The 24,944-nt window shown below is 34.2% G+C and carries 23 protein-coding genes and 1 tRNA gene; 19 read left to right on the top strand and 5 right to left on the bottom strand.

Annotation, left to right across the window (positions count from 1 at the left end):
• Positions 1 to 12: 12 nt before the first annotated feature.
• On the bottom strand, positions 13 to 948 hold the full coding sequence (locus tag AC1Q7L_RS11475) for an alpha/beta fold hydrolase (protein ID WP_492306070.1): 936 nt from the start codon (positions 946 to 948) through the stop codon (positions 13 to 15).
• Between the two features lie 106 nt (positions 949 to 1,054).
• A complete protein-coding gene (locus AC1Q7L_RS11470; RefSeq protein WP_492306069.1) occupies positions 1,055 to 2,131 on the bottom strand; it encodes a hypothetical protein in 1,077 nt (358 codons plus the stop codon).
• Positions 2,132 to 2,315: 184 nt separating this feature from the next.
• Here AC1Q7L_RS11470 and AC1Q7L_RS11465 point away from each other — a divergent pair, with 184 nt between their 5' ends.
• Positions 2,316 to 3,602, top strand: coding sequence for an adenylosuccinate synthase (locus tag AC1Q7L_RS11465; RefSeq protein ID WP_066751055.1), 1,287 nt, complete (start codon positions 2,316 to 2,318; stop codon positions 3,600 to 3,602).
• Between the two features lie 248 nt (positions 3,603 to 3,850).
• Here the strand turns inward: AC1Q7L_RS11465 and AC1Q7L_RS11460 are convergent, their stop codons facing one another.
• The 3 genes from AC1Q7L_RS11460 to AC1Q7L_RS11450 all read right to left on the bottom strand — a co-directional run bounded on the left by AC1Q7L_RS11460 (position 3,851) and on the right by AC1Q7L_RS11450 (position 8,620).
• The gene (locus tag AC1Q7L_RS11460; protein WP_492306068.1) at positions 3,851 to 4,684 is read right to left on the bottom strand and encodes an N-acetylmuramidase domain-containing protein; all 834 of its coding nucleotides are present in this window, start codon (positions 4,682 to 4,684) and stop codon (positions 3,851 to 3,853) included.
• Between the two features lie 269 nt (positions 4,685 to 4,953).
• Positions 4,954 to 6,804 carry a hypothetical protein gene (locus AC1Q7L_RS11455; protein WP_492306067.1) on the bottom strand — a complete coding sequence of 617 codons (1,851 nt, stop codon included), beginning with the start codon at positions 6,802 to 6,804 and terminating at the stop codon, positions 4,954 to 4,956.
• A 214-nt stretch (positions 6,805 to 7,018) separates the two neighbouring features.
• On the bottom strand, positions 7,019 to 8,620 hold the full coding sequence (locus AC1Q7L_RS11450) for a hypothetical protein (protein WP_410693382.1): 1,602 nt from the start codon (positions 8,618 to 8,620) through the stop codon (positions 7,019 to 7,021).
• A gap of 388 nt (positions 8,621 to 9,008) precedes the next feature.
• Between AC1Q7L_RS11450 and AC1Q7L_RS11445 the strand changes: the two genes are divergently transcribed.
• The 18 genes from AC1Q7L_RS11445 (at position 9,009) to AC1Q7L_RS11360 (ending at position 24,864) form a co-directional block, all read left to right on the top strand.
• Entirely contained in the window at positions 9,009 to 9,851 is an 843-nt protein-coding gene (locus AC1Q7L_RS11445) for an energy transducer TonB (protein ID WP_492306066.1), read from the top strand.
• Between the two features lie 315 nt (positions 9,852 to 10,166).
• Positions 10,167 to 10,940 (top strand): ParA family protein, encoded by a 774-nt coding sequence (locus AC1Q7L_RS11440; RefSeq protein WP_072412396.1) that lies wholly within the window; start codon positions 10,167 to 10,169, stop codon positions 10,938 to 10,940.
• A 40-nt stretch (positions 10,941 to 10,980) separates the two neighbouring features.
• Positions 10,981 to 11,871 carry a ParB/RepB/Spo0J family partition protein gene (locus tag AC1Q7L_RS11435; RefSeq protein ID WP_123983389.1) on the top strand — a complete coding sequence of 297 codons (891 nt, stop codon included), beginning with the start codon at positions 10,981 to 10,983 and terminating at the stop codon, positions 11,869 to 11,871.
• Positions 11,872 to 12,510, top strand: a complete 639-nt coding sequence (locus AC1Q7L_RS11430) for a DUF5683 domain-containing protein (protein ID WP_492306065.1) — start codon at positions 11,872 to 11,874, stop codon at positions 12,508 to 12,510.
• 136 nt (positions 12,511 to 12,646) lie between these two features.
• Positions 12,647 to 13,348, top strand: coding sequence for a 4-hydroxy-tetrahydrodipicolinate reductase (gene dapB, locus AC1Q7L_RS11425; RefSeq protein WP_492306064.1), 702 nt, complete (start codon positions 12,647 to 12,649; stop codon positions 13,346 to 13,348).
• A 136-nt stretch (positions 13,349 to 13,484) separates the two neighbouring features.
• A complete protein-coding gene (gene lepB, locus AC1Q7L_RS11420) occupies positions 13,485 to 15,143 on the top strand; it encodes a signal peptidase I (RefSeq protein WP_492306063.1) in 1,659 nt (552 codons plus the stop codon).
• 63 nt (positions 15,144 to 15,206) lie between these two features.
• On the top strand, positions 15,207 to 15,824 hold the full coding sequence (locus AC1Q7L_RS11415) for a WbqC family protein (protein ID WP_492306062.1): 618 nt from the start codon (positions 15,207 to 15,209) through the stop codon (positions 15,822 to 15,824).
• A 77-nt stretch (positions 15,825 to 15,901) separates the two neighbouring features.
• Positions 15,902 to 17,584, top strand: coding sequence for a S8 family serine peptidase (locus tag AC1Q7L_RS11410; RefSeq protein ID WP_492306061.1), 1,683 nt, complete (start codon positions 15,902 to 15,904; stop codon positions 17,582 to 17,584).
• A gap of 125 nt (positions 17,585 to 17,709) precedes the next feature.
• Entirely contained in the window at positions 17,710 to 18,204 is a 495-nt protein-coding gene (locus tag AC1Q7L_RS11405; RefSeq protein ID WP_410693389.1) for a lipocalin-like domain-containing protein, read from the top strand.
• 25 nt (positions 18,205 to 18,229) lie between these two features.
• Entirely contained in the window at positions 18,230 to 18,919 is a 690-nt protein-coding gene (locus AC1Q7L_RS11400) for a YiaD family glycine zipper/OmpA-like lipoprotein (protein ID WP_410693390.1), read from the top strand.
• 112 nt (positions 18,920 to 19,031) lie between these two features.
• Positions 19,032 to 19,919: a decaprenyl-phosphate phosphoribosyltransferase gene (locus AC1Q7L_RS11395; protein WP_492306060.1), complete on the top strand. Its 888-nt coding sequence runs from the start codon at positions 19,032 to 19,034 to the stop codon at positions 19,917 to 19,919.
• On the top strand, positions 19,916 to 21,235 hold the full coding sequence (locus AC1Q7L_RS11390; RefSeq protein ID WP_492306059.1) for an FAD-binding oxidoreductase: 1,320 nt from the start codon (positions 19,916 to 19,918) through the stop codon (positions 21,233 to 21,235). The genes AC1Q7L_RS11395 and AC1Q7L_RS11390 overlap by 4 nt, the downstream gene beginning before the upstream one ends.
• Positions 21,236 to 21,961: an SDR family NAD(P)-dependent oxidoreductase gene (locus AC1Q7L_RS11385; protein WP_410693393.1), complete on the top strand. Its 726-nt coding sequence runs from the start codon at positions 21,236 to 21,238 to the stop codon at positions 21,959 to 21,961.
• A gap of 5 nt (positions 21,962 to 21,966) precedes the next feature.
• Positions 21,967 to 22,554, top strand: coding sequence for an HAD family hydrolase (locus AC1Q7L_RS11380; RefSeq protein WP_492306058.1), 588 nt, complete (start codon positions 21,967 to 21,969; stop codon positions 22,552 to 22,554).
• Positions 22,555 to 22,578: 24 nt separating this feature from the next.
• A complete protein-coding gene (locus AC1Q7L_RS11375; RefSeq protein WP_492306057.1) occupies positions 22,579 to 23,067 on the top strand; it encodes a hypothetical protein in 489 nt (162 codons plus the stop codon).
• Positions 23,068 to 23,069: 2 nt separating this feature from the next.
• Positions 23,070 to 24,245: a cysteine desulfurase family protein gene (locus tag AC1Q7L_RS11370; RefSeq protein ID WP_492306056.1), complete on the top strand. Its 1,176-nt coding sequence runs from the start codon at positions 23,070 to 23,072 to the stop codon at positions 24,243 to 24,245.
• 83 nt (positions 24,246 to 24,328) lie between these two features.
• Positions 24,329 to 24,649, top strand: coding sequence for a thioredoxin (gene trxA / locus AC1Q7L_RS11365; protein WP_410693397.1), 321 nt, complete (start codon positions 24,329 to 24,331; stop codon positions 24,647 to 24,649).
• 141 nt (positions 24,650 to 24,790) lie between these two features.
• Positions 24,791 to 24,864: transfer RNA gene (locus AC1Q7L_RS11360), tRNA-Asp, on the top strand.
• The last annotated feature ends 80 nt before the right edge of the window (positions 24,865 to 24,944 follow it).

Here is a 24,944-nt window from a genome sequence, read left to right as displayed (position 1 = left end):
CAAGGAATTGCATTATAAACGCTCCAAAGTCCATTGATAAATATCATTCAGAATATCTTCTCTAATCTCTTCATTTAATATTTCATGTCGCATTTGAGGATGCAGTTTTACATTTACATCTTTAAAACCATCAATCCTTAAATTCTCAACAGTCTGGGTAACTCCTTTTCCAAAATCGCCTATGGGATCATTTTGTCCGCTAATAAACAGAAGAGGGAAAGATTTTGGAATTGTTTGTGCCCAATTTCTTGCCGTCGCTTTTTTATAAATACTGAATAACGCATAAAATGCATTGTTGGTAAAAGGAATTCCACAAAGTTCATCCTGAGAAAAAGCATTTCTGTTGGCGGGATTCAGACTAAGCCAGCTTGTATCACTGAAATTGTTGTCTTTTTTGAATTTCTGGTTATTGACAATCGTAAAAAGAGTATTGAAAAAAGTACGTTTGTGAGGCGTTATTTTGTTGGCTAACGAAAAATAAACTGTTACCAAATTAATACCTGCCAAAGCTCCTCCCGTTCCTGTAATAATTGCCCCCGAAAATTGATCACCCATTCTTTGCAGCAAACAACGCGTAATAAAAGAACCCATTGAATGTCCAAGAATAAAATGAGGAACATTCGAATATTGATCCATCAAGTGTTTACTCATCTTTTCTGAATCTGTAATCAATCTTTCATCCGGATTATTAAGTTGAAAGAAACCAATATCTTTTTTGTCTTTTACCGATTTTCCGTGCCCTAAATGATCATAAGTCAATACCGCAAATCCTCGATTGGCAAAATATTCCGCAATCTCCGAATATCTGCCACTGTGTTCCTGCATCCCGTGAACGATTTGTAAGGTTGCTTTTACAGGAATTGTTTCAGGATAGAATAAAGTGTAAAAGAGTTGGGTTTGATCATCTGTGGTTGTAGATAGGTATCCTGATTTTTGTAGGGGTTTCATGGTTTAAGTATTTGAAGGATAATAAAAGATACATAATTGATGAAAGAAAGTGATTCTGCTATATCTAAGTAATAATATAATTTAGACCTTTAAAATTGAAATATCTTTAATCTTCATATGGAAGTATATCATCGTCTTCATATCTAAATAATTTTAGCATTTGTTTTTCAGCCTCTTTTAGTTTACGATGTTTTTTACCTTCATTAGTTTCAACGGGTTTATCATTTATAAAATAACTATCAACTCTTAAAACTTCATATCCAGTAATTTTAGTTATTCCTTCATTATCAATTTTTTTATTGATTTGTAATTGACAATCAATAGTAAAACCATTTTTAAACTCAACTTGTCCTTTTTGAACTAATTCTTTAAATTCTGTAGACTTCATCAAGAATGGGATTGGGTCATTTTTATATATTCCTGTCCATTTATAATAACCTTTTTTAAGAACAGGAGATATTATTTCAATCCTTGCATCACTTATACTTTGTGGCTCAATAATATCTGAGTGTAAAATAAATCGATTAAAGTTTTGCTTTTTTATAAAGTTTTCTGAGATTGTTTTGTTATTTTTATCTTCTATTTTAAATGAAACTTTATCTATTTTTTCATAGTTAATCAATTGTTCATAAAAATTAGAACGGCGCTTTTTTATAATAATATTATTTTCAAGTTTTCTACTAATATTTTGTATTTGTTCTTTTGCTTCTTCTATTTGATTTTGATTTAATTCTTGATTTAATTTTTTATTCTGTAATTCAAGATTTTCGTTTTGTAATTCAATCCTTTTAATTTCTAAAGAATCTTTTTTATTATCTAAAGCAACTTTGTCTTTGTCCTCAAGAATTTTATCAACAAAATGCTCCGTAAGCTTCTCTGCTGTTTTAGTAATTGGAGTTACTATGATTGCGGTAATAACTCCTAATACAATAGCTCCAACTATTACTGCATTTTTTCTTTCTTGTTTTGATAAAACTTTAAAAATTTGTCTAAAGCCACCCTCACCATATGGCTCAATTTCTATCGATATTTCAGTGTCTAACTCTCTCGAAATCTCCTGCATTATGGCAATTATTTCATATTGAGATTTGTTTAGAGTTATTGCATCAATTGTATGGCTATCATCATTAAACCAATAATGAATTTCTAACTTTTCAGAAAATAGTAGAGAATTTGGAATCATGATGTTATAAGTTTTATGTTTTTTAGAAATAAATATAGCAAATTATGATTAAATATTATCAATTCTAGGTTTATAGAATCTAAAGCCCACATTTTCCATCCACCCAAAAATAAAATCCACCACAAATTTGGTCACCCTATTTTTTAAAAGTAATTTTGCATGAATCTAAAAACAAAAGTAAAATATGTCAACTTACGTAGTTGTAGGTCTTCAGTATGGAGATGAAGGTAAAGGAAAAATCACGGATGTTTTATCTGCAAAATCGGATTATGTTGTTCGTTTCCAAGGGGGAGACAACGCTGGTCACACGGTTTATGTGGGTGAGGAGAAATTTGTTTTACACCTTCTTCCTTCAGGAGTTTTGCAGTGTAAAGGTAAATGTATCATTGCCAATGGAGTAGTGGTAAATCCTAAATCTTTCATTAGAGAAGTAGGCCAGATCGAAAGCAAAGGCCTTAGAACAGACCACATTTTTATCAGCAGAAGAGCGCATGTGATCATGCCTTACCACATCCTTTTGGATACTTACCGTGAAGAAGAACACGGAGGAACTCAGATAGGAACTACTAAAAAAGGAATTGGGCCATGTTATGAAGATAAGATCGCAAGAATCGGTATCAGAATGGTAGACCTTTTAAATCCTGAAATTTTAAGAGATAAAATTGAGAAAAATCTAAAGGTTAAAAACTCTCTTTTTGAAAAATATTACGGAAAACCGACATTAGACGTTGAAGAAATTTACAACGAATTTTTAGAGATCGGAAAACAACTTCAAGACAGAATCGTTGATACTGAGGTTGAATTGAACGAAGCTATCAGAGATGGTAAAAACGTTTTATTCGAAGGAGCTCAGGCGTTGATGCTAGATATCGACTTCGGAACTTATCCATACGTAACTTCATCTTCTCCATCTACAGGAGGCGTTTGTACAGGAGCTGGTGTTCCGCCAACTTCACTTAAAAACCTGATCGGTGTTGCAAAAGCATATTGTACAAGAGTAGGAAACGGACCTTTCCCTTCTGAATTGGACAATGAATTAGGAGAAAGCATCAGACAGATCGGAGGTGAGTTTGGAGCTACAACAGGTAGACCAAGAAGAACAGGTTGGTTAGATCTAGTTTCTTTGAAGCATGCTTGTATGATCAACGGAATCAATAACTTAGTAATTACGAAATTAGACGTTCTTACAGGAATTGAAAACCTTAAAATCGTAACTCATTACAAAACTGAAGATGGAAAAATCATCGATTATTTCACTTCTTCAACAGAAAAATTATACAACTATGAGCCGATCTACCAAGATCTACCGGGTTGGAACGAAGATCTTACACAAGTAAGAAGCTATGACGAACTTCCAGACAATGCTCAGAAATACATCGAGTTTATCGAAAAGTATTTAGGAATCAATGTTTACTTAGTTTCAGTAGGACCTGAAAGAAGTCAAAACATCATCAGAAAAGAATTATTCTAAGGAATATTTTAAATAAATAAAAAAGAGGCTATCAATTTTGATGGTCTCTTTTTTTTTTTGTGTCATTGCGAGGAGCGAAGCGACGAAGCAATCCTTTCATAATTAATCACAAAATAATCTGTGTAAATCCGTAAAATCTGTGGTCAAAAAACAAAAAAATCTCCCACAAAAAAATGCAGGAGAAAAAAGGTAGGTATCAACGCAAAGGGAACTTTAAAAATCAATGCGTCAAAATATAAATTGGTTAATCAGTTTTTAGAATATTTGGCATAAGCTTTCGCTAGTTTTTCATCATATTTATTCAATTTGTAACCTCCGCCATTATAACCTTTTGCGAAATTTGCCCAGCTTTTATTTCTCAAATGAACTAAAAGCCCGTTTTTCTCAAGGAATTTTCCGAAAGCTTTCAAATGCTCGCCTTCATTAATTTCCATTTTTGAAACGAAGTCAGCAGTGTCAATATATCCAAGATTTTTAGCATGAAAACCCATAATTTGGAAACTTCCCCAAGAAGCGGAAGATAACGCTGCATCTTTAAATTTCGGATCGTTTCCTAAAGTCATTGCTTCATTCAGTCTGTCGTATTCCTTCACCCCGCCTTGATAATAGATTTTCGTCCATTTTGGATATAGAACATCTTTATGATTAGCATTGTAAAAAGTATTTGGATCAATTCCTCTTTTCTTTAATTCGTTCCAGAAAATGTGTCCTTCAAATAAAATTTTAGGTTTATTGTTAATTAAAAATCCTTTTCCGCTGCTCTCGATTTCATTAACGGCTTTTACGGCTGCCAATTCAAGATCGTATTGATTAGCAAAAGTAATCAAGTCACTTTCTTTCAAAAATTTATCTGCTGAATTTGTCGGAGCCGGAGCTGAATTCTTTTGAAGTAAAACCGTCCACGTTTTCATTCCGACAATTCCGTCAACGACTAAAGAATTTTTTCGTTGAAAATCTTTCACGGCTTCATCAACTTCCAGAGAAAAAGAATCTGAAATTTTGATGTTATATCCTTGTTTATAAAGAAGTTCACAAAGGGTAGTGACTTCCGGTGATTTTGTGTAATATTTTAAAAGTTTCATGGCTGTTAGTTTTTTAGTTATAAATGATAAATATAATCGGTGTATTTTATCGACATAGGAAGCTGTAGCGTTAAGAAAATTAAAAATTAATCCGTTAAAAAATTCCCACTGTTTGAAGCACGAGACAGATTTAGAGTCGAAAAACAAATGTTGATTTCGTGCGAGTTTTGGGGATTTTAGGATTAAGTTTTAATTTTTAGCGAAAGATTCCAAGTCTTGAATTTTTGATTCTTTTGTTTCAAGACAAAAGAATTTGATAAAAAAATACTTTAATTAATCGGTACTTTCGGCATTCTCTCACAAATCATCCCAATTAAAAAGTATGATTTAAATTTCACTTCCTCTCTTTGAAGTTTGTAGTCTAAATTCATAGGATTGACGTTTACGACGCTGAAATTTTGTTGCAAAACAGCGTAATCATCAACTCTCAGTTCAATGCTGTATTCTCCGATCGGAATCATTTGGTTGATCATTCCGATTTCGTTGGTTTCTATCTCGAAGATCCTGTTGTTGTTCGTTCCTTTGATGGAAATAGCGCATTTGTAAATCGGATCATTATTTATTTTATCAAAAACCCTGAACTGTACCATTGCTGAAGTTGGCTGAACCTGAATGGGAACTCTTATCGGAACAAAAATTCCGGGAACTCGTATTGGCGTGGCGACAATCGGAGTGATGGGTTTTACTGGAGCAACAGGCTGAACCGGAGTGGCAACGTGCGGAGTAGGAGTAATTGGTCTTAAATTTCTTATTCCACCTAAAGCACTCACATTTATTCTATTATTGAATGCTATATTTGGATTCATTTTTGGAACTTCGGTCACTGTTTCAAGGACAGGTTTTGCCGCGAATTCCATTGTTGATATTTTTGCGTTTTCCGGAGTGTCAGTTTTTCGGGATAAGGTATTGAGTTGGTCAGATTTTATGGTTCTAACATTCGTTACGGCTTTCAGGAACTTCTGATTGTTATTTTTGTTCACAAAAAGCTGTTGTTTCATGATCAACGGACCGAAATAAATCAGTTGATTAGGATTATTTACCGTATCATTCGTGATGGATGGATCTAAAATTATTTTTAAATTTTTAATCAACATCATTGTTTTCGGGAATGCCGGAAGCTTAAAATCATTGGAAATGGTCTGTCCGTCTGATATTTTTTTAGCTTCATTCCATTGAAAAAGAGTAGACATCATAAAATTTTTGTTGAACCAGTTTCTTTTTAAATGAACAAAAGAATATTCCAGTTCTACGGCTAGAATCACGCTTTCATCATAATCAATAGTAAGAATTTCTGATGGTAGATTTTCATTGGCATTTTTTGCTTCAGAATGTAAATTATCAAGCTCGGATTTTTCAATTCTCATGCTGTTCCAACCAGATTCATTTTCCATAAAATCATATGGAATAAAATTAATATCGTGAATAGAAGAATTGCTGATCACATCCGTTTTTTCTGCTGCAGTAAAGGTATTTTTTGCATTTTGAGCCATTGCAACATACAAATCTGCTTCGGAAGTTTTATTGATCTTTCCAAGTTCTTTTTCAATGAGATCTTTGAAGCCTTTTACTTTCCATTCAGAAAAAGCAAGCTCTTTTATATTGTTGAGATTGAGTAATTGGTCGTTCCAGTTCTTTTTTTCTTCATCAGTATCTAAACTGTCAAATATTTCCAAATGAGAAGTGATTTTGTCGACCGCCATTTCATGGTTGGTTAGATATTTTTTATAGGCTTTAAATTCTTTAGTATCATTATTTTTAGCATCATATAATATAATGCTTTTACTTTCTAAGATTTTATCTAAATTTTCCTCAATATTTTTTAGGTTACTCTTATCCAGAATATCTCTGTAAATATCAAATAAAGAATTGTTCGGATTCAAATCCCAGAAATTTGAAGAAATTGGAACGGAATTCAGCTCATAAGCCACGTTTTGTTTTTTAATGATAGAAAGCGATTTTTTCTGATCATCATTCAGTAGACTTTGAGGTTTTAATAATTCCAGTTCTTCGTTTTCGTATACTCTCAGAGAAGGGCAGATCATTGGCAGATCATTCTCCATAGAGCTTTGAGACGCGTAAATGTTTCTAAGCTTTTGATAGACGGCAACAAAGTATTTCATGGTAATTGGTTTTGGTTAATAGGTGTTTTTAATTGGTTTTAAATCTAAAAACATTAAGTTCTTCGCTGAGTGAAACGCCCTTGCGAACGAAAGTCACAGTAAGTTTTTCAAAAAAATCTTTGCGAACTTTGCGTTAAAAAATTATCAACAATCAAAAATTTTATAAATAACCGACAGAAAAAAGCTCCTGCCGGTTATTCTATTGAGAAGGATATTATGATTTACCGTCTGTCCAAACTTTGATATCTGGGTTTGGATTTGGAGATTTTGGAACTACATGACATTTGTATCCGATAATATAGATACCGTTTGACTGTAGTTTTTTACCGCTCCATTTTGCATCAGTTTGAGAATTTTGGTTTTCGTAATCGTGACTTCCGCCAAAGACGAATGGTCCGATTCCCACTGCCGCTCCAGAACTGATTTTTGTGCTTGCTGCTTTGTACGCTGTACTATTTTCACTGAAATCTAACATTACATCTCTTGCAATGATCAATTCTGTAACGATCATTGGCATTAATCCTTTTCCTTTACCATCACTGATGATGTCTCCGTTTAATGATTGTGGAGAAGTTTCGTGAAGTTTCCAGTATTTTGATTCTACAAATTCTTCGCTGAACCATCCTCTTTCCACTCTTACTTTTCCAAGTTTAAATGATATTTTAAGGTTGCTGAAATCAGTATTCATCGATGTTCTCGTAGTGTTTCCACTATTTCTTGCTCCGATACTGAATAATCCCATGCTGAATCCTGCACCTGCGCTCCAGTTGTGAATTGTTTTAGAATAATCGCTGTGCGCACTTCCTTCATACATTGAAATTGTTGGCCAGTTTTTAGATTCTTTTAAAGCATTTGCTGAGATTGGAATTGATGGTGAATAATTAATATAATCGATCACTCTAGTTCTCTGGCTGTTTCTGAATTCCGATTGAAGACGTTTTTTGATGACCAACATGTGTTTTTCTTCAATTTCGCTCAGATAATTCTGAATTCTTTCAACCGCTTCTTTGTAACCTAGAGATTGCCATGCTTTTAACGCTGCATCTTCTCTTTTTTTCATGTTTTTACCGTCGATTGACAGTCTTGCCATTGCATCAGGATCACCATTGTCGGCATCTGTTCTTATGGTATTGTTGGTTTCTACAACATCATAATATTTCATTTGATACTCAATATATTTAGAATACATCGGAGCTACAAAAGTTTGGTGTAATTCCGGCTTGTTTAGGTCGTCTACCGGAGCGTTTTCGTCAAAATCAGGATTTTTTACTACTTTGATTTTGAAAAGTTTGTCTCTTAATTTTTCAAGATTTTTTTCAACCTTAGGATCCATTGGAGTATCTACAACTACAGACCATTGCATCAAATCTTCGTATACTTTTGATACTCTTTTTGATGAATCATTAAAAATTGTCATCTGTCTTCCGTTTCCGCTTGGTGTAAGTGGTGGCAATTGAGATGGGATTGCGTCTACCATTGCAGAGAACTGTTCCATTTGAAGATATTTACGGAACTTGCTGTCTTTCATTGCGTTTTGGAATTCCTCTAAATTAGTTTTAGGATTTCCGTTGGCATCTAAGATTGGTTTTCCTGTTCCGTCCAATAATGGTTTTGGAGCCGGAGCGTTTCCGAATAAACCGTTTAATGCATAATCAAAAGTGTCTTCTGTTAGCGTAAGTCCGATTGGGTCGAATGCGATAAAGTCATTTGGACCGATTGAATCCGGATCTCCACCGTTGGTTACAGAATCGTAAACTTGTTTTAAAAGCATGCTCATTAATGAGTTTGATCTAGCTTCTTGAGTTAAAGTTGGCATAATTATAAGTTTTTAAAATTTTTCTTGCTTACTCTTTTCGGTTTTCAGCATTCCCCGATTTCTTATGGTACAAATGTATTTCGGGTTGAAGAAGAAAGTCTCAGTGTTTTTCCGATTTTGAGAGTGTGGTTTTTACTATTTTTTATTTTACGTTGAATTTTTTGAATTAAAATGAAGTTATCATTGAAAAATAAAAATCTTATACCTCTTATTTTTAGACTGTTATTATTTTTAGCATAGTTAAATTTTAAGATTGTTATAAAAATTTTCAAAATATTGCAGTTTTAACAATTTTTTGGCAAATATTTTGATATTGAAACAATGCTTATCGATAAGAGCTACTAAAACTAATAATCACCTTATATTAACAGTTTAAATATTTTAAGTGATGAAACACCTAAACACTAATCAGGAATTTCGCTTTAACGAGATCCTATTCGAGCATCGTAACAAAGAATATGGTGCTTATGCTTTAAGAAATGAATCAGACAGAATACTAACCAAAGCGCTTTTTATAGGAGTGAGTTTGTTGGCTGCGATTTCGATTACTCCATTAGCTATTTCGGCTTTCAAAACAGATGCGCCAACAGAACAGCCGCCTAGTATTCATGAATTTATCCCTATTGATATAGTAGAGACGCCTCCGGTAAAAGTTACGCCGGTTCAGCCTCCTGCTGTGGTTCCAGAAAAAGTGAAAACTTATGATGATAGATTACCAGATCCTAAAAAGGTTTTAACTAATGAAAAGAAAGATAATCCGGAAGATAGAGTGAATGCGGTTGCAGGCACTCAGACATCACCAGGAAAAGAGGTTACAACACCTGCTTATGTTCCAACAGCTCCAACAATCGGAACAGGGCCTGTAATTAATACTGCTCCGCCAACAATTCCTCAACCTGTTGATAAAAACAAGATTCTTAGCGGTGGAGAACTTGCTGTTGAAGCTAATTTTGAAGGTGGAATTAATACTTTCAGAAATAAAGTAATAAGCAATTTTGACGGTTCAGGATTTGAAAACGAAGATGTAATGAAAACTACCATTACTTTCATCGTAGAAACAAATGGAACTATCTCAGGAATTAAAGCTGATGGTAAAGATGCTAATTTCAATAGTGAAGCTATCAGAACTATTAAATCTATCAGAGGAAAATGGGTGCCTGGGAAAAATAAACAAGGTGAATCAGTAAGAAGTTATTTCAAATTTCCAATCTCAATGAAGTTTGATAATTAATATAATTATTCACAATTTGATATAATTTAAAAATCTTTGTAAACTTTGCTGAATAGAACGCCTTTGCGAATCTTAAAAGCATTAAGTAGTCTAGAAACCTTTGTGTGCTTTGCATTAAAAATAACATTATTATTAAAAGCAGGTATTCAAAATTTTAAATACAAATCTTGACAGTTATCCACAAAAAGCTAATTTTTGTGGATAATTTTTTTTATACTTAAAAGGCTTATTAACAATATTTTAACTCAATTTTAGTTTTCGCCATTCACTAATAGCAAAGAAAAAAGTGTATTTTTGAAGCTTAAAGTTCTAATAATGGCAAAAATCATAGGTATCGCTAATCAAAAAGGAGGAGTTGGAAAAACTACAACAGCTGTAAATTTAGCCGCAGCATTAGGGGTATTAGAAAAGAAAATATTAATAATTGATGCTGATCCTCAGGCTAATGCAACCTCCGGTTTAGGAGTGGAGGACGTTCAGTATTCTACATATAACTTGCTGGAGCACAGTGTTGATACAAGAACATGTATCAAGAGAACAGCTACACCAAACCTGGATATCGTTCCTTCTCACATCGACTTAGTTGCTGCAGAGATCGAATTGGTAGACAAAGTAAATCGTGAGTACATGCTTAAAAAAGCATTACAAACTGTAAGAGATGACTACGATTATATTATCATTGATTGCGCACCGAGTTTAGGTTTGATCACTGTTAACGCTCTTACAGCAGCAGATTCTGTAATTATCCCGATCCAATGTGAGTATTTTGCTTTGGAAGGATTAGGGAAATTATTGAATACAATTAAAAATGTTCAGAAAATCCACAATAAAGATTTAGATATCGAAGGTTTGCTTTTAACAATGTATGACAGCAGATTGAGATTGTCTAATCAGGTTGTAGAAGAGGTAAATCTGCATTTCCCTGAAATGGTTTTCGAAACAATTATCAGCAGAAATGTAAGATTGAGTGAAGCACCAAGTTTCGGTGAAAGTATCTTAAATTATGATGCCGAAAGTAAAGGAGCAATCCAATACATTCAGTTGGCAGAAGAGGTTTTATTGAAGAACGAGAATTTAGTTAAGAATTAAAAAAGGCTTAAAGCCAAAAGCTTAAAGCTTAAAGCATAATATGAAGGACAAAAAAAGAGCTATGGGACGTGGTTTGGGAGCAATTTTAAGTGCAGAATCCAAGGCTACGGTCAATTCTGCTACTGATGAGGGAGCAGATAAGTTTGTGGGAAGTATCGTAGAAGTATCGATTGAAGATATTTATCCGAACCCGACTCAGCCAAGAACTTATTTTGATGAAAAGGCATTAAACGAACTCGCGCAGTCTATTAAAAACTTAGGCGTAATTCAACCAATTACGTTAAGAAAAGATGGCGAAAAGTTCGAAATTATATCTGGGGAAAGACGTTTCAGAGCAAGTAAACTTGCGGGGTTAACTTCTATTCCGTCTTATATTCGTTTAGTAAACGATCAGGAGCTTCTTGAGATGGCTCTTGTTGAAAATATCCAGAGAGAAGATCTTGATGCGATTGAAATTGCATTAACGTATCAGAGATTGATGGACGAAATCGGTCTTACTCAGGAAAATTTAAGCCAAAGAGTAGGAAAGGATAGAAGTACTATTACCAACTCTATCAGATTGTTAAGATTAAATCCGGATATTCAGAACGCGATCAGAAGTGGTGAAATTTCTGCAGGTCACGGTAGAGCAATCATCAGTCTTGAAAATGAAGAAGATCAGCAGACTTTATTTAATTTAATTATTAAAGAAAAACTGAATGTTCGTCAGACTGAACAGGCTGCTGCTGCATTGAAAAATCCAAAATCACCGGCTGCCAAAAAAGCAACGATTGAACTTTCAAATAATTATAAGAGAGTACAAAAAACAATTGCTGATATTTTAGAAGTAAAAGTGGAGATCAAAGCCTCCGGAAATGGTAAAAAAGGTAAAATTGTTCTGGATTTCAAAAATGAAGACGAGCTGGAATATATTTTATCTCATATTAAATAAATGAAGAAATTATTTTTCACTTTTTTCTTGTGTCTGTTTGCTGTTGCTTATTCACAAGTAAATCCTAACGATACAATTCGGGTAGAATACCATCCGAAAGACAGTATCTCTGCCGCAAAACCAGCAAAATCTGAAGCTAAAATAGTTGCAGATCTTGAAGGTGCGAACGGGCCAACCAAAAAAACATTAAAACTAAATCCTACAAGAGCGGGATTGTATTCTGCTGTTTTACCTGGATTAGGTCAGTTTTACAATAAAAAATATTGGAAAGTTCCTATCGTTTGGGGAGCTGTTGGAGCCGGTGTAGGAATTGCAATGTGGAACGACAAGCAATACAAAAAGTACCGAGAATACTACATTGCCAAACTGAACGGAACTCCAAATGAGTTTGTAGACAGTCACCCGTGGCTCGACAAAGTTGCATTTGGAAATGCACAGGACAGATCAAAAAGACAAAGAGATTACGCCATCGCAATTACAGGATTAATTTATATTCTGAATATCGTAGATGCCGTGGTAGACGCACATCTTTACGAAAGCCGTCACGACCCGGATTTGACTTTTACTCCTGCGGTTATTCAGGATCAGTATGGTATCAATCCTCCAAAAACAGGGTTGAGTTTAAGTTATAGATTTTAATAATTAATATATAAACTGTTTTTAATTAAGCTCTTTGCTGAGTGAAACGCCTTTGCGAACTTAAAATATGCATAAAGATTTTAAAGTTAAAGCTTTGCTATCTTTGCGTTAAAAAAGAACAGATAAATAATAAAATATGAAAATAGCATTAGTTGGATACGGCAAAATGGGCAAAATCATTGATGAAATTGCTACAAAAAGAGGTCATGAAGTTGTTGCCAGATTAAAAGAAACTCCAACTGCTGAAAACCTTAATAATCCAGATGTTGTTATTGAATTTTCTTTGCCGGAAGTAGCTTATAACAATATTAAAGCTTGCCTTGAAAACCAAATTCCTGTGATCAGCGGAACAACGGGTTGGTTGGAGAAAAAAGAAGAAATTGAAAAAATTGCTGTTGAAAATAATACAGCATTCTTATACGGCTCAAATTTTAGTTTAGGCGTGAATTTATTTTTTGCTTTAAACGAAAAGTTGGCTGATTTAATGAAAAATGTTGATGAATACTCTTGTCAGTTAGAAGAAATTCATCATGTTCACAAGCTTGATGCTCCAAGTGGAACTGCGATTTCTATTGCAGAAGGTATTTTTAAACATAATCCGAAATTCAACGCATGGAAACTGGAAGAAACCCAAGGAGATCAATTGGGTATTTTTGCTGTGCGTGAAGATGAGGTTCCGGGAACTCACAGTGTTTATTACAGAAGTGAGGTTGATGAAATTGAGATTAAACATACAGCATTCAACAGAAATGGTTTCGCATTAGGCGCTGTTGTTGCTGCAGAATGGATCAAAGATAAAAAAGGAAATTTTACAATGAAAGATGTTTTAGGTCTTTAATTTTGTAACAAATTCCCTACATTGTAAACTAATAGTTGTGAATGGTGAGATAGTCAATTGTCAATAGCAAAATCTATTATCATTTATAACTCACCATTTATCATTTATATTATTATAGATTAGGCAAGAAAAATTTATGAATTATTTTTTAACTTATACAGTATACGTCCTCATTTTATCTGTATTAATGGGACTTTCAACTTGGAAACTGTTCAAGAAATTAGGGTATAGTCCGCTTTTTGCGTTTATCCCTTTTTATAACTATTTCATTATTTTAAAAGAAACAAAACATCCGAAATGGTGGGCTCTTTTGTCGTATTTACCGATTGTTGGCCCGATCATGATGTCTGTTTTTCATATTTATTTAATGAAAAAATTTGGGAAAAGCCTTTTCCAGAATCAGTTGCTTACGGTGATCCTTCCATTTATTTATATGGCAAGTGTGAACTATTCCAAGGATGTAGAGTTAGAAGATGAAAACGAATTATTCTTAACCGACGAAGAGAAAAACGCAAAAAAGAAAGACTCTTTCATAGGTTCTATTACTTTCGCAGTGGTTTTTGCAACCATTATTCACTCTTTTGTAACACAGCCTTTCGGGATTCCTACAGGATCTATGGAAAGAACGTTATTGGTAGGTGATTTCCTTTTCGTAAATAAATGGAGTTACGGTTACAGACTTCCAATGCGTCCTTTGGCAATACCGTTTTTACAAGGAACAATTTTTGATTCGGGTGAAAAAGGAAACCCTAAAGACGACCCAAAATCTTATGTTGATGGAGTAAAGCTTCCTTATGAGAGAATACTTCAATTCAATAAACCTCAGAGAAATGATGTAGTTGTTTTCAATTATCCTCAGGATTCTGTACATACGGCGATCGACAGAAAAGATCCTTATGTAAAAAGATGTGTGGCTGCTGCTGGTGATGTTTTTGAAATGAGAGGTGGAAGACTTTTTGTTAATAATAAACCGGAAGTTGTTCTTGGAGATCAGGAAGTTCAACACGGATACACAGTAAACACAGGAAGTCAATTAGATATTCCAAGTCTTTACAATACCTATGGATTTTTGCCTGTAAGAGAAATGCAGACGGATAAAGGATTTATGTATGCTTTTCAGGGATTAACTGATAAAACGGCTGCAGAGATCAAAGCTCTTCCGAATGTGATCGACATGACGGAGAACATGTATCCAAAAGATTCTGCAACAATTTCATATAAATTAAATGCTGATAAAACGGCATACACAAAAAGTATCGACACTACACAATCTATTTTCCCTGTCAACAAACCTTGGAACCAAGATTGGTACGGTCCGGTTAGAATTCCTAAGAAAGGTGATGTTGTAGCAATCAACAAAGAAACTTTACCGATGTATCAGTGGATCATTTCTGAATACGAGCACAATAATTTAGAAAAGAAAAACGATAAAATTTTCATCAACGGAAAAGAAGCGAATCAATATACGATCAAGCAGGATTATTTTATGATGGTGGGAGACAACAGAGATGCTTCTTTGGATGCAAGATTCTTTGGTTTCGTTCCTGAGGAAAATATAGTTGGGAAGCCGATGTTTACATGGATGAGCGTTCAGGGAGTTTTTGCTGATGCAAGTTCTACGTATCAGGCTCCAAAAAAAGTTCGTTGGGACAGAATGTTTAAAGCGACAAACACTGGTGAAGCCAACAAAACTTCATATTGGTGGATCGCTGCGATGATTCTTATCTTATTCTTTGGATGGGAATACTTCATGAAATTATTCGGGAAAAAGAAAAAAACAGAAGAAGATTTATAGTTAAAATAAATTTAAAAATAAAATGAAGTATTTGAAAGAATACTTCATTTTTGCATTATGATTATGAAGAATGTATTATTACCGGTATTTTATTTACCGCCAATTTCTTGGTTTTCAGTTTTTTTGAATGCTGAAAATGATGTTTTATTTGAACAATTTGAAAGTTTTCCAAAACAGACGTACAGAAGCAGAACCAATATTTTTGGAGCAAACGGAAAGCTTACATTAATAATCCCAATCAGTCACACCGGGAATAGAGAGTTTAAGGATACAGAAATTTCTTATAGAGAAGATTGGAGAAGTCTTCACTGGAAATCAATCAAAACAGCTTATCAGGGCTCTCCTTATTTTGAATTTTACGAAGATAAATTGAAAAAGATTTATGAATTAGAGGAAAAATATTTAATGACTTTTAATTTAAAAGCCATCGAAATTCTTCAAAGTATTTTAAAAACAGAAAAGGCACACTCTTTGAATGTAGAATATATCAAAAATCCTGAACAGATCAATTTCAGAGAAAAGTTCTCTGCAAAATCACCTTCTGAATTCGAAATGGAAGAATATTACCAGACGTTTTCGGATAAATTCGGGTTTTTAAAAGACTTAACAATTTTGGATCTTATTTGTAACAAAGGACCAGAATCTTTGACTTATCTTAAAAATATTAAACAATCATATTAACATGAAATTGCTTTGTTTTATAATTATTCAATAAAAGCGGATTCATATAATATTTGATAATAAACAAACAACTACATATGAAAAAGGTATTATTAGCTGCTGTTTTTTTAGCAGGTTTTAGTTTCACTTTTGCTCAGGAAGCACAAGCGGTTAAAGCCAACCAGAATGAGGATAAAGACCTTATGACTTGGTATCACAAAGACTTTGCTACGTCAAAAGTATATGGTGTAAATACGGAAAACGCATATAAATATTTAGAATCTAAAGGTCTTAAACCTACAACTGTTGTTGTCGGAGTTTTAGACAGCGGTGTTCAGGTTGATCACCCAGGTTTAGTGAAAAATGTTTGGTCAAATCCTAATGAAGTTCCAAATAACGGTAAAGATGACGATGGAAACGGATATATCGACGATGTTCACGGATGGAATTTCATCGGTGGAAAAAATGGTGATATCGACGTTGATAATATGGAGGTAACGAGAGTGGTTGCTAAATATAAGCCTCTTTTCGAAGGAGATGATTCAGCTAAAAATAAAGCTAATCAGACAAAAATGCCTGAAGACTTCGCAATGTATATGAAGGCTAAAGAAATTTTCACCAAAAACAGTGTTGAAGGTAGACAAGCTATGCAAACGTACACGATGATTACTGATCTTATTCCTAATATGGTAAGATTATTAGGTGGAAAATCAGTAACTGCAGAAAATATTGCGGCTATCAAAGCTCCGGGGGATCAAAAAGATGCGATCGCTCTTAATGTTTTAGGTCAGGTTTCTCAAAGCCCTGAATTTAAAGGAAAATCTGCAGCAGATTTCGAAATAGGAATGAAAGAGCAGATGAAAGAAGCTCTTGAGCATTATACTCCTCAAGCTCAGCAATATGATTTAAGTTATGACCCAAGAAAATCAATCGTAGGCGATAATTATGATGATTATTCTGAAAAAAATTACGGGAACAATCATTACGAAGGTCCTGATGCTACCCACGGAACTCACGTTGCTGGTATCATCGCAGGATTACCTCAAGGAAAAGAAATTCAGTATGGAGTAGCTTCTAAAGTAGCTAAGATCATGTCTGTAAGAACAGTTCCAAACGGGGATGAAAGAGATAAAGACGTTGCAAACGCAATCAGATATGCTGTAGATAATGGAGCTAAAGTTTTAAATATGAGCTTTGGTAAACCGGTTTCTCCGGGTAAAAATGTTGTTTGGGATGCATTCAAATATGCTGAAAGTAAAGGAGTTTTATTAGTGAAAGCCGCAGGTAATGAAAATGAAGACGTAACTGAACATGTAGCTTATCCTACAAACTATAAAAACGTTACAGACGAAAAACCACTTGTAAACAACGTAATTGTTGTAGGTGCAAGCACAAATAATAATGATGCTTTGAGAGCTGATTTCTCAAACTTTAATAAAAATAAAGTAAATGTTTTTGCTCCGGGTGAGCAGATTTATTCTACCGTAACAAAAAGCGGATACAAATATCTTCAGGGAACTTCAATGGCTTCTCCTGTTGTAGCTGGAGCGGCAGCAGTTCTATTGGCATACATGCCGGGATTAAAGCCAGATCAGATAATTGAAGCTTTAGTAAAATCTAGCAATCCAAGTACGACAAATGGTTTCAGTGATTTCTCTCAAGCCGGAGGAGTTATTGATGTAAAAAGAGCCGCTGAATACGCTTACACGAATTTCTACAACGGCAAATCTTCTGATGTAAAAAAGGCTACGAAATCCGTAAAAAAGACTGTTAAAAAATAACTTATCTACCTGTATTTAAGGTTCCAAGATAGAAAGTCCGAATTTTTCGGACTTTTTTTATTTTTATTATGCAATTTTGGCACGGTTTTTTATAACTTTATAGTAACAAAATAATAAACAACAAAATGAAAAAGTTACTACTTGCAGGGATGTTAGGAACATCACTTTTTGCAGTGTCTTGTTCCACAGTAAAGAAAGCTGAAACATCACAGAATCAGAGATCGGAATTTCTTAAATTAAAAGGGGATTGGCAGATTGTAAGCATAAATTACGATAAAGGACTTAAAATTAAACCTTTTGATGAAGGGATTGATGCTCAGTGTTTTGTAGGGAGTCATTGGAGATTTATTCCAAATAACTACACAGGTGCTATTACCGTGAACGGTGGCGGAAACTGTGGTTCTGGATTTACTCAGCCTATTAAATTTGAAGTGAAAGACGGAAATACTTTTATGTTCAAAAAAATTGCTGATGGAACTAAAGCTAAGCAAAATTTAGCAGGATATACTTTAGATGTGATCAATCAGACTACAGATCAGTTTTCTTTAGAGCAAAATGTTCCGTTTGACGGAAGTACAGTAAAAGTTGTTTACAACTTCGAGAGAGCTGGAATGAAATAATTATAAACATAAAAGATTAAAAAAGATGAAATTTAATAAATCATATATCGGAGGCCTATTCTTATCATCAGCATTGCTATTGACAAGTTGTGAGGCAGTACAGAATTCTAATCACCAGCAGAGAGGTACAGCAGTAGGTGCTGCTTCGGGAGCTGTTTTAGGTGGTATCTTAGGTAACAATGTTGGTAAAGGAGGAAATGGAGCTTTAGGGGCTGTATTAGGAGGTATTATTGGTGGTGTTGCAGGTAACGTTATCGGTAACAAAATGGATAAGCAGGCTAAAGATATCAAAGAAACTTTACCGGGAGCTGAAGTAGAAAGAGTAGGGGATGGTATTAAAATTACAATGAACGAAAGTATTGTAACTTTTGCATTTGATTCTTCAAACCTTACATCTGTAGCTCAGACTAACTTAGATAAATTAGCTAAAGTTCTTGTAGATAACCCTGATACAAATATTAATGTTTACGGACATACAGACAGCAAAGGAGCAGACGATTATAACATGAAGCTTTCACAAAGAAGAGCTGATGCTGTAAAAGCTTATTTGGCAGGAAAAGGTATTGCTTCAAGCAGAATGTTTGCTAAAGGAGAAGGAGAAAGCATGCCGGTTGCAACAAACGATACAGATGAAGGAAGAGCTAAAAACAGAAGAGTAGAGTTTGCTATTACAGCAAATGAAAAAATGATTAATGATGCTAAACAAGGGCAGTAATTAATTTAACATATAAATATTTTCTTAAAGACCGCTTCGGCGGTTTTTTTTGTATTTTTATGCAATTATTTTTTATTTTGAAATTGTTATTTTTGCAACTGAAATACCATAGATGAAGAAATATTTAAAACTACTTCGCGTAGAGCAATGGGTGAAAAACCTTTTTGTATTTGTCCCCCTCTTTTTTTCAGGTAATATCAAAAATGTAGAATTACTTACAAAAAGTATTTTTGCTTTTGTTATTTTTTCGCTGGCGGCGAGTGTTGTTTATATTCTTAATGATTATAACGACATTGAAGCAGATAGCAAACACCCTGAAAAACGCAGAAGACCTTTGGCCAGTGGAGCCATATCGAAATCAAGAGCGATAGGAATTCTTATTGGTTTAATGATTATTGATATTGCGCTCGTATTCTTGGCACAAACCTATTTTCATGAAAATCTTTGGAAGTTCGCGACGATTATCGGGATGTATTTTGTAATGAATCTGGCTTATACATTCAAATTAAAGCATGTTCCTATTATTGATATTTTTATTATTGCAACAGGATTTGTTTTAAGAGTTTTAGCAGGAGGTTATATTACAGCAATTAATATTTCTCAATGGGCGATTTTATTAACTTTTGTTTTGGCATTGGTTTTAGCAATCGGTAAAAGACGTGGAGAGCTTATTAATGCTCAGGTTTCGGGGAAAACAAGAAAAGCATTAGATGGTTATAATGTACAGTTTGCAGATATTGCACTTTCAATTTCTGTGACATTGGCGATCGTTTGTTATTTGATGTTTACGTTATCGCGAGAAGTTCAGGCAAGATTTCATGAAAGAGTTTTTTATACCGTAATTTTTGTTGTTTTTGCTTTTTTAAGATATTTACAGCAGACATTGGTGTACAACAGAACAGAATCTCCTACAAAAATTGTCTACAGAGACAGATACATACAGGTTACCTTACTATTATGGGTGGCTGCATTTTTAATTCAAATTTACTTTAAAAAATGAAGCCGAATTTTATACAAAAAGTCACAAACTGGGGCAATTTTCCCATAGTGGAAAAAGAAATGAAGTCTGAAGACAGCTTCAAAAAAATAAAAGATTTTGTCGTTAATCATAATGAAGTCATTGCCAGAGGAAACGGAAGATGTTACGGAGATGCTTCATTGGGTGAACATATATTTTCTACTAAAAAATTAAATAAATTCATAAGCTTTGACCGTCTGAATGGAATTTTAGAATGCGAATCGGGAGTTTTACTTTCCGAAGTCCTTGAAATTTCTGTTCCGCAGGGCTATTTTTTATACGTAACTCCGGGAACGAAGTTTGTTTCGGTTGGCGGAGCGATTGCATCTGATGTTCATGGTAAAAATCATCACGCAGAAGGCTGTTTTTCGGAATATGTGATCGAGTTTAAATTAATGACCGAAAGCGGCGACATCATCACTTGTTCAAGAGAAGAAAATATCGAAAAATTCTGGGCTACAATTGGCGGAATGGGTCTTACGGGAATCATTCTTACCGCAAAATTTAAGCTTAAAAATATAGAATCTGCTTACATCCGTCAGGAAAGTATTAAAGCAGAAAATCTTGACGAAATTTTTACATTATTTGAAGAAAGTGAAAGCTGGACGTACACCGTTGCGTGGATTGACTGTCTACAAAAAGGAAAGGATATCGGAAGAAGTATTTTGATGAGAGGTGAACATGCTTTTCAGCATGAGCTTCCTCAGAATTTAACTAAAAATCCTTTAAGGTTAAAGAAAAAACTACAGCCGACGGTTCCTTTTTACTTTCCGAATTTTGTTTTGAATTCACTTACGGTGAAAATTTTTAATCTGTTATATTATAAAAAACAGTCTAAAAAAGAAGTGAAAAGTTTCATCGATTACGAAACATTTTTCTATCCTTTAGATGCTGTCAATGAATGGAATAAAATTTACGGGAAATCAGGTTTTATCCAATATCAGATGGTAATTCCAAAAGAAACAGGAAAAGAAGGAATGAAAAAAATCCTTGAAACCATTGCAAATAGCGGAAATGGTTCTTTTTTGGCAGTTTTAAAACTTTTCGGAAAGAATAATCCTGACGCATACAATTCGTTTCCTTTTGAAGGTTACACGTTGGCGCTGGATTTTAAAGTTAATTCAAAGCTGAAAAAATTGGTTGAGCAATTAGATAGTATTGTTCAGGAGTTCGGAGGAAGAATTTATCTTACCAAAGACAGCATGAGCAGATCATCGCTGACCAATTATCTTAAAAATGTTCAAAGTTCCAAATTTGTGTCTTTACAGCACAAAAGAATCATAAATAATAATTCATAAATGATAGTTCTGGGAAGTACGTCTGAGGTAGCTCAGGCTTTTGTTGAAAAAGCTTTGCAAGAGGGAGAAAAGTTTGAGAAAATTTATCTTTTCACGTCTAGTAAAGAAACTACGGAAAGGTTTGCAAGACACATCGATGTGATGTTTCTACAGCAATCTGAGGTTATAGAACTGGATCTGATGAAGGAAATTGATTATAATCAGTTTGATTATGTCAATTCAAATGTATTATTTTGTGCGACAGGATATTTGGGAGACGGAACGGAAGAAGGCTTGTATGATAATAAAAATACAGAGAGAATTATTGATATTAATTACTCAAAGTTAGTTCCTGTAATGAATTATTTTGCTCAAAAATTTGAAAGCAGAAGATCAGGAACCATTATAGGATTATCATCTGTAGCAGGAGACAGAGGAAGACAGAGTAATTTTATTTATGGAAGCGCAAAAGCAGCTTTTACGGCTTATTTAAGCGGATTAAGAAATTATTTGTTTGAGAAAAAAGTTCATGTCATGACAGTAAAACCTGGTTTTATGGCCACAAAAATGACAGAAGGCTTACCTTTAAATCCAAAATTAACGGCAACTCCAAAACAGGCGGCGGCTTGTATTTATAAAGCATTCAAAAAAGAGAAAAATGTTGTATACGTTTTACCGATTTGGGGCGTTATTATGATGATCATCAGGAATATTCCTGAATTTATATTTAAAAAATTAAAGCTTTAATTAAAATGAAAAAATTGTATTGTTTTGATTTTGACGGAACCCTTACCTATAAAGATACCATGTTTATGTATCTTAAATTTTATGATTCTGCAAAGTTTCGGGTACAATTTTTAAGACATATTCCCCTTTTTATTTTATTAAAATTAAAATTGGCTGAAACTGAAAAAGTAAAGAAAAGTTTCATCGGATCTATCCTGAAAGGCCAGACTCAGGAGAAAATAGAGAAAAAAGCCAAGCAATTCTTTGAAGAGAACTATCCAAAGATCGTTCGCGAAAATGCGCTCGATTTTATTCAAAATATCGATAGAGATAATACACAAAGTTTATTGGTGACTGCCTCACTCGACATTTGGACAAAACCATTTGCCGAGGCATTACAAATGCAGCTTGTTTCCACGCGTGCAGAGTTTAAAAACGGAGTTTTTACAGGAAATTTCATTGGTAAAAACTGCAATGGAAACGAAAAATTAATGAGAATAAAAGAAGAAATAAGCAATTCTAAATACGATAAAATCATCGCTTTCGGAGATACTTCGGGAGATAAGCAAATGCTTAAATGGGCGAATGAAGGACATTACCAATTTTTTCACTAATTTTGGGTGAGTAAAAAAGTAAAAATGAATAAACTACTTATTGGGCTTTTAGCGCTTTCTATGAGCTGTACAACTGCAGTTTCTCAGACTGATCAATCATCCAAAAAATCAGAACAAATGCGGAAAAAAGCAGAAATTCTTGTATCAGAATCTCAGGGCGGAGCAGATCAGCCCGGATTTTCAATTGTTAAAAATGAACAGGAGCTTCAAAAAGCAGTGAAAGGTGGTAACTCAAATCTTATCGTAGAAGCCGGAACTGAGCCTGCAATTAATTACCCAAAATTCCCAAAAGATAAAAAAGTAGTTTTATATAATTTAGGAATGTTCAGGTCAGGAGATCACAGAATTTCAGAAATTAAAAGCGTTTCTGTGAAAAACAATATTCTGTATGTAGAAGTTCCTTTCGTAGAATCTGGTGGTATGGAAATACAGGTGATCTCAAATCCTTGGGTATTATTTACCGTTCCTTCAGACTATCAATTCAATTCTGTAGAATTAAAATATTCAAAATAAAAATGAATAAAGTATATTTAGATAACGCTGCAACAACGCCTCTTTCGGAAGAAGTTATTGATGCAATGGTTGGCACCATGAAGATGAATTTCGGAAATCCGTCTTCAACTCACAGCTTCGGTCAGGAAGCAAAAATTCTTCTTGAAAATGTAAGAAGGCAGATCGCAGATTATCTTCACGTAACTCCGGCTGAGATCATTTTTACCTCTTGTGGAACAGAATCTAATAATATGATCATCAAATCCAGCGTAGAAAACCTTGGAGTAGAAAGGATCATCAGCTCTCCATTGGAGCACAAATGTGTTTCTGAGAGTATCTTGGATATGAAAAACAGAAAAGGAGTAGAGGTAGCTTACATTCGTCCTAACGAAAAAGGAGATCTTGATCTTAATAAACTAGAGGAATTATTAAAAGCTTCTGATAAGAAAACGTTGGTGAGCTTAATGCACGTCAACAACGAGATTGGAAATATTTACGATATTAAAAAAATAGCAGAATTGTGCAAAGCAAATAATGCACTTTTCCATTCAGATACAGTTCAGACAATGGCTCATATGCCATTGGATTTTTCTGATATTGCTGTAGATTTTGCTTCTTGCAGTGCCCATAAATTCCACGGTCCGAAAGGTGCAGGTTTTGCTTTCATCAGAAAAGCATCAGGATTAAAAGGTATTATCACAGGCGGACCTCAGGAAAGAAGCCTGAGAGCCGGAACTGAAAACGTTGCAGGAATTGTTGGTTTGGGTAAAGCATTAGAGATTTCTATTAAAAAGATGGAAGCTTATGCAGCCCATATGCAGGAAATTAAAGATTATGCAATTGAAAGATTGTCTGCTGAGGTTTCAGGCATTAAATTCAACGGAAGAAGTGCTGAAAAGGAAAATAGCCTTTATACGGTTTTAAGTGCTTTATTGCCTTATAAAAACCCTCTGATCGGACTTCAGTTGGATATGAAAGGAATTGCAATTTCTCAGGGAAGCGCGTGTTCTTCTGGAGCTTCAAAACCTTCAATGGTGATGATGATGGTGTTGTCTGAAGATGAGATGGATGGTTGTACCCCGTTACGTATTTCGTTTAGCCATATGACAACTAAAGCTGAAATTGATGCTTTGGTAAGTGCTCTGAAAGAGATTTCAAGCGATTACGCTATAGAAAAAACAAATGTTGAGCATAGATAGTCTTATTACTGAAAAGTAGTAATTTTGAATATTGAAATCGACGATTAAAAAGAATATAATATTAATTAAAAATAAAAAATAAAATGGCTTTAGAAATTACAGATAGCTCATTCGCAGAGATACTTTCAAAATCAAAAGAACAACCGGTATTGGTTGATTTTTGGGCAGTATGGTGTGGACCATGTAGAACATTGGGACCAATCATCGAAGAAGTAGCAACAGATTTTGATGGAAAAGCAATAGTAGGAAAGGTAGATGTAGACAACAATCAGGAAATTTCTATGCAATATGGTATCAGAAATATCCCTACAGTTCTAATTTTTAGAAACGGTGAGGTTGTTGATAAAATCGTTGGAGTAGCTCCAAAAGAGACGATCGCTGAGAAATTAAGTGCACACTTATAAAAAAAATAAGTTTGATAATGAATGCCTTCCGTTTTTGGAAGGCTTTTTTTTACTAAATAATTTGCAGGTAAGCGAAAAAGTTGTAGCTTTGCAATCACAAAAAAGAAACATAGTTCTTTAAATTTACAACAACGAAAATTTGATCCGGTAGTTCAGCTGGTTAGAATGCCGCCCTGTCACGGCGGAGGTCGCGGGTTCGAGTCCCGTCCGGATCGCAGAAGTTTTCTCAATTTACTTTAAAAAAATTGATCCGGTAGTTCAGCTGGTTAGAATGCCGCCCTGTCACGGCGGAGGT

It is taken from the genome of Chryseobacterium sp. GW823-FHT05E08, assembly GCF_058795655.1.
Note: the sequence above shows the minus strand (reverse complement) of the source record. Positions and strands in the feature narration are given on the sequence as shown.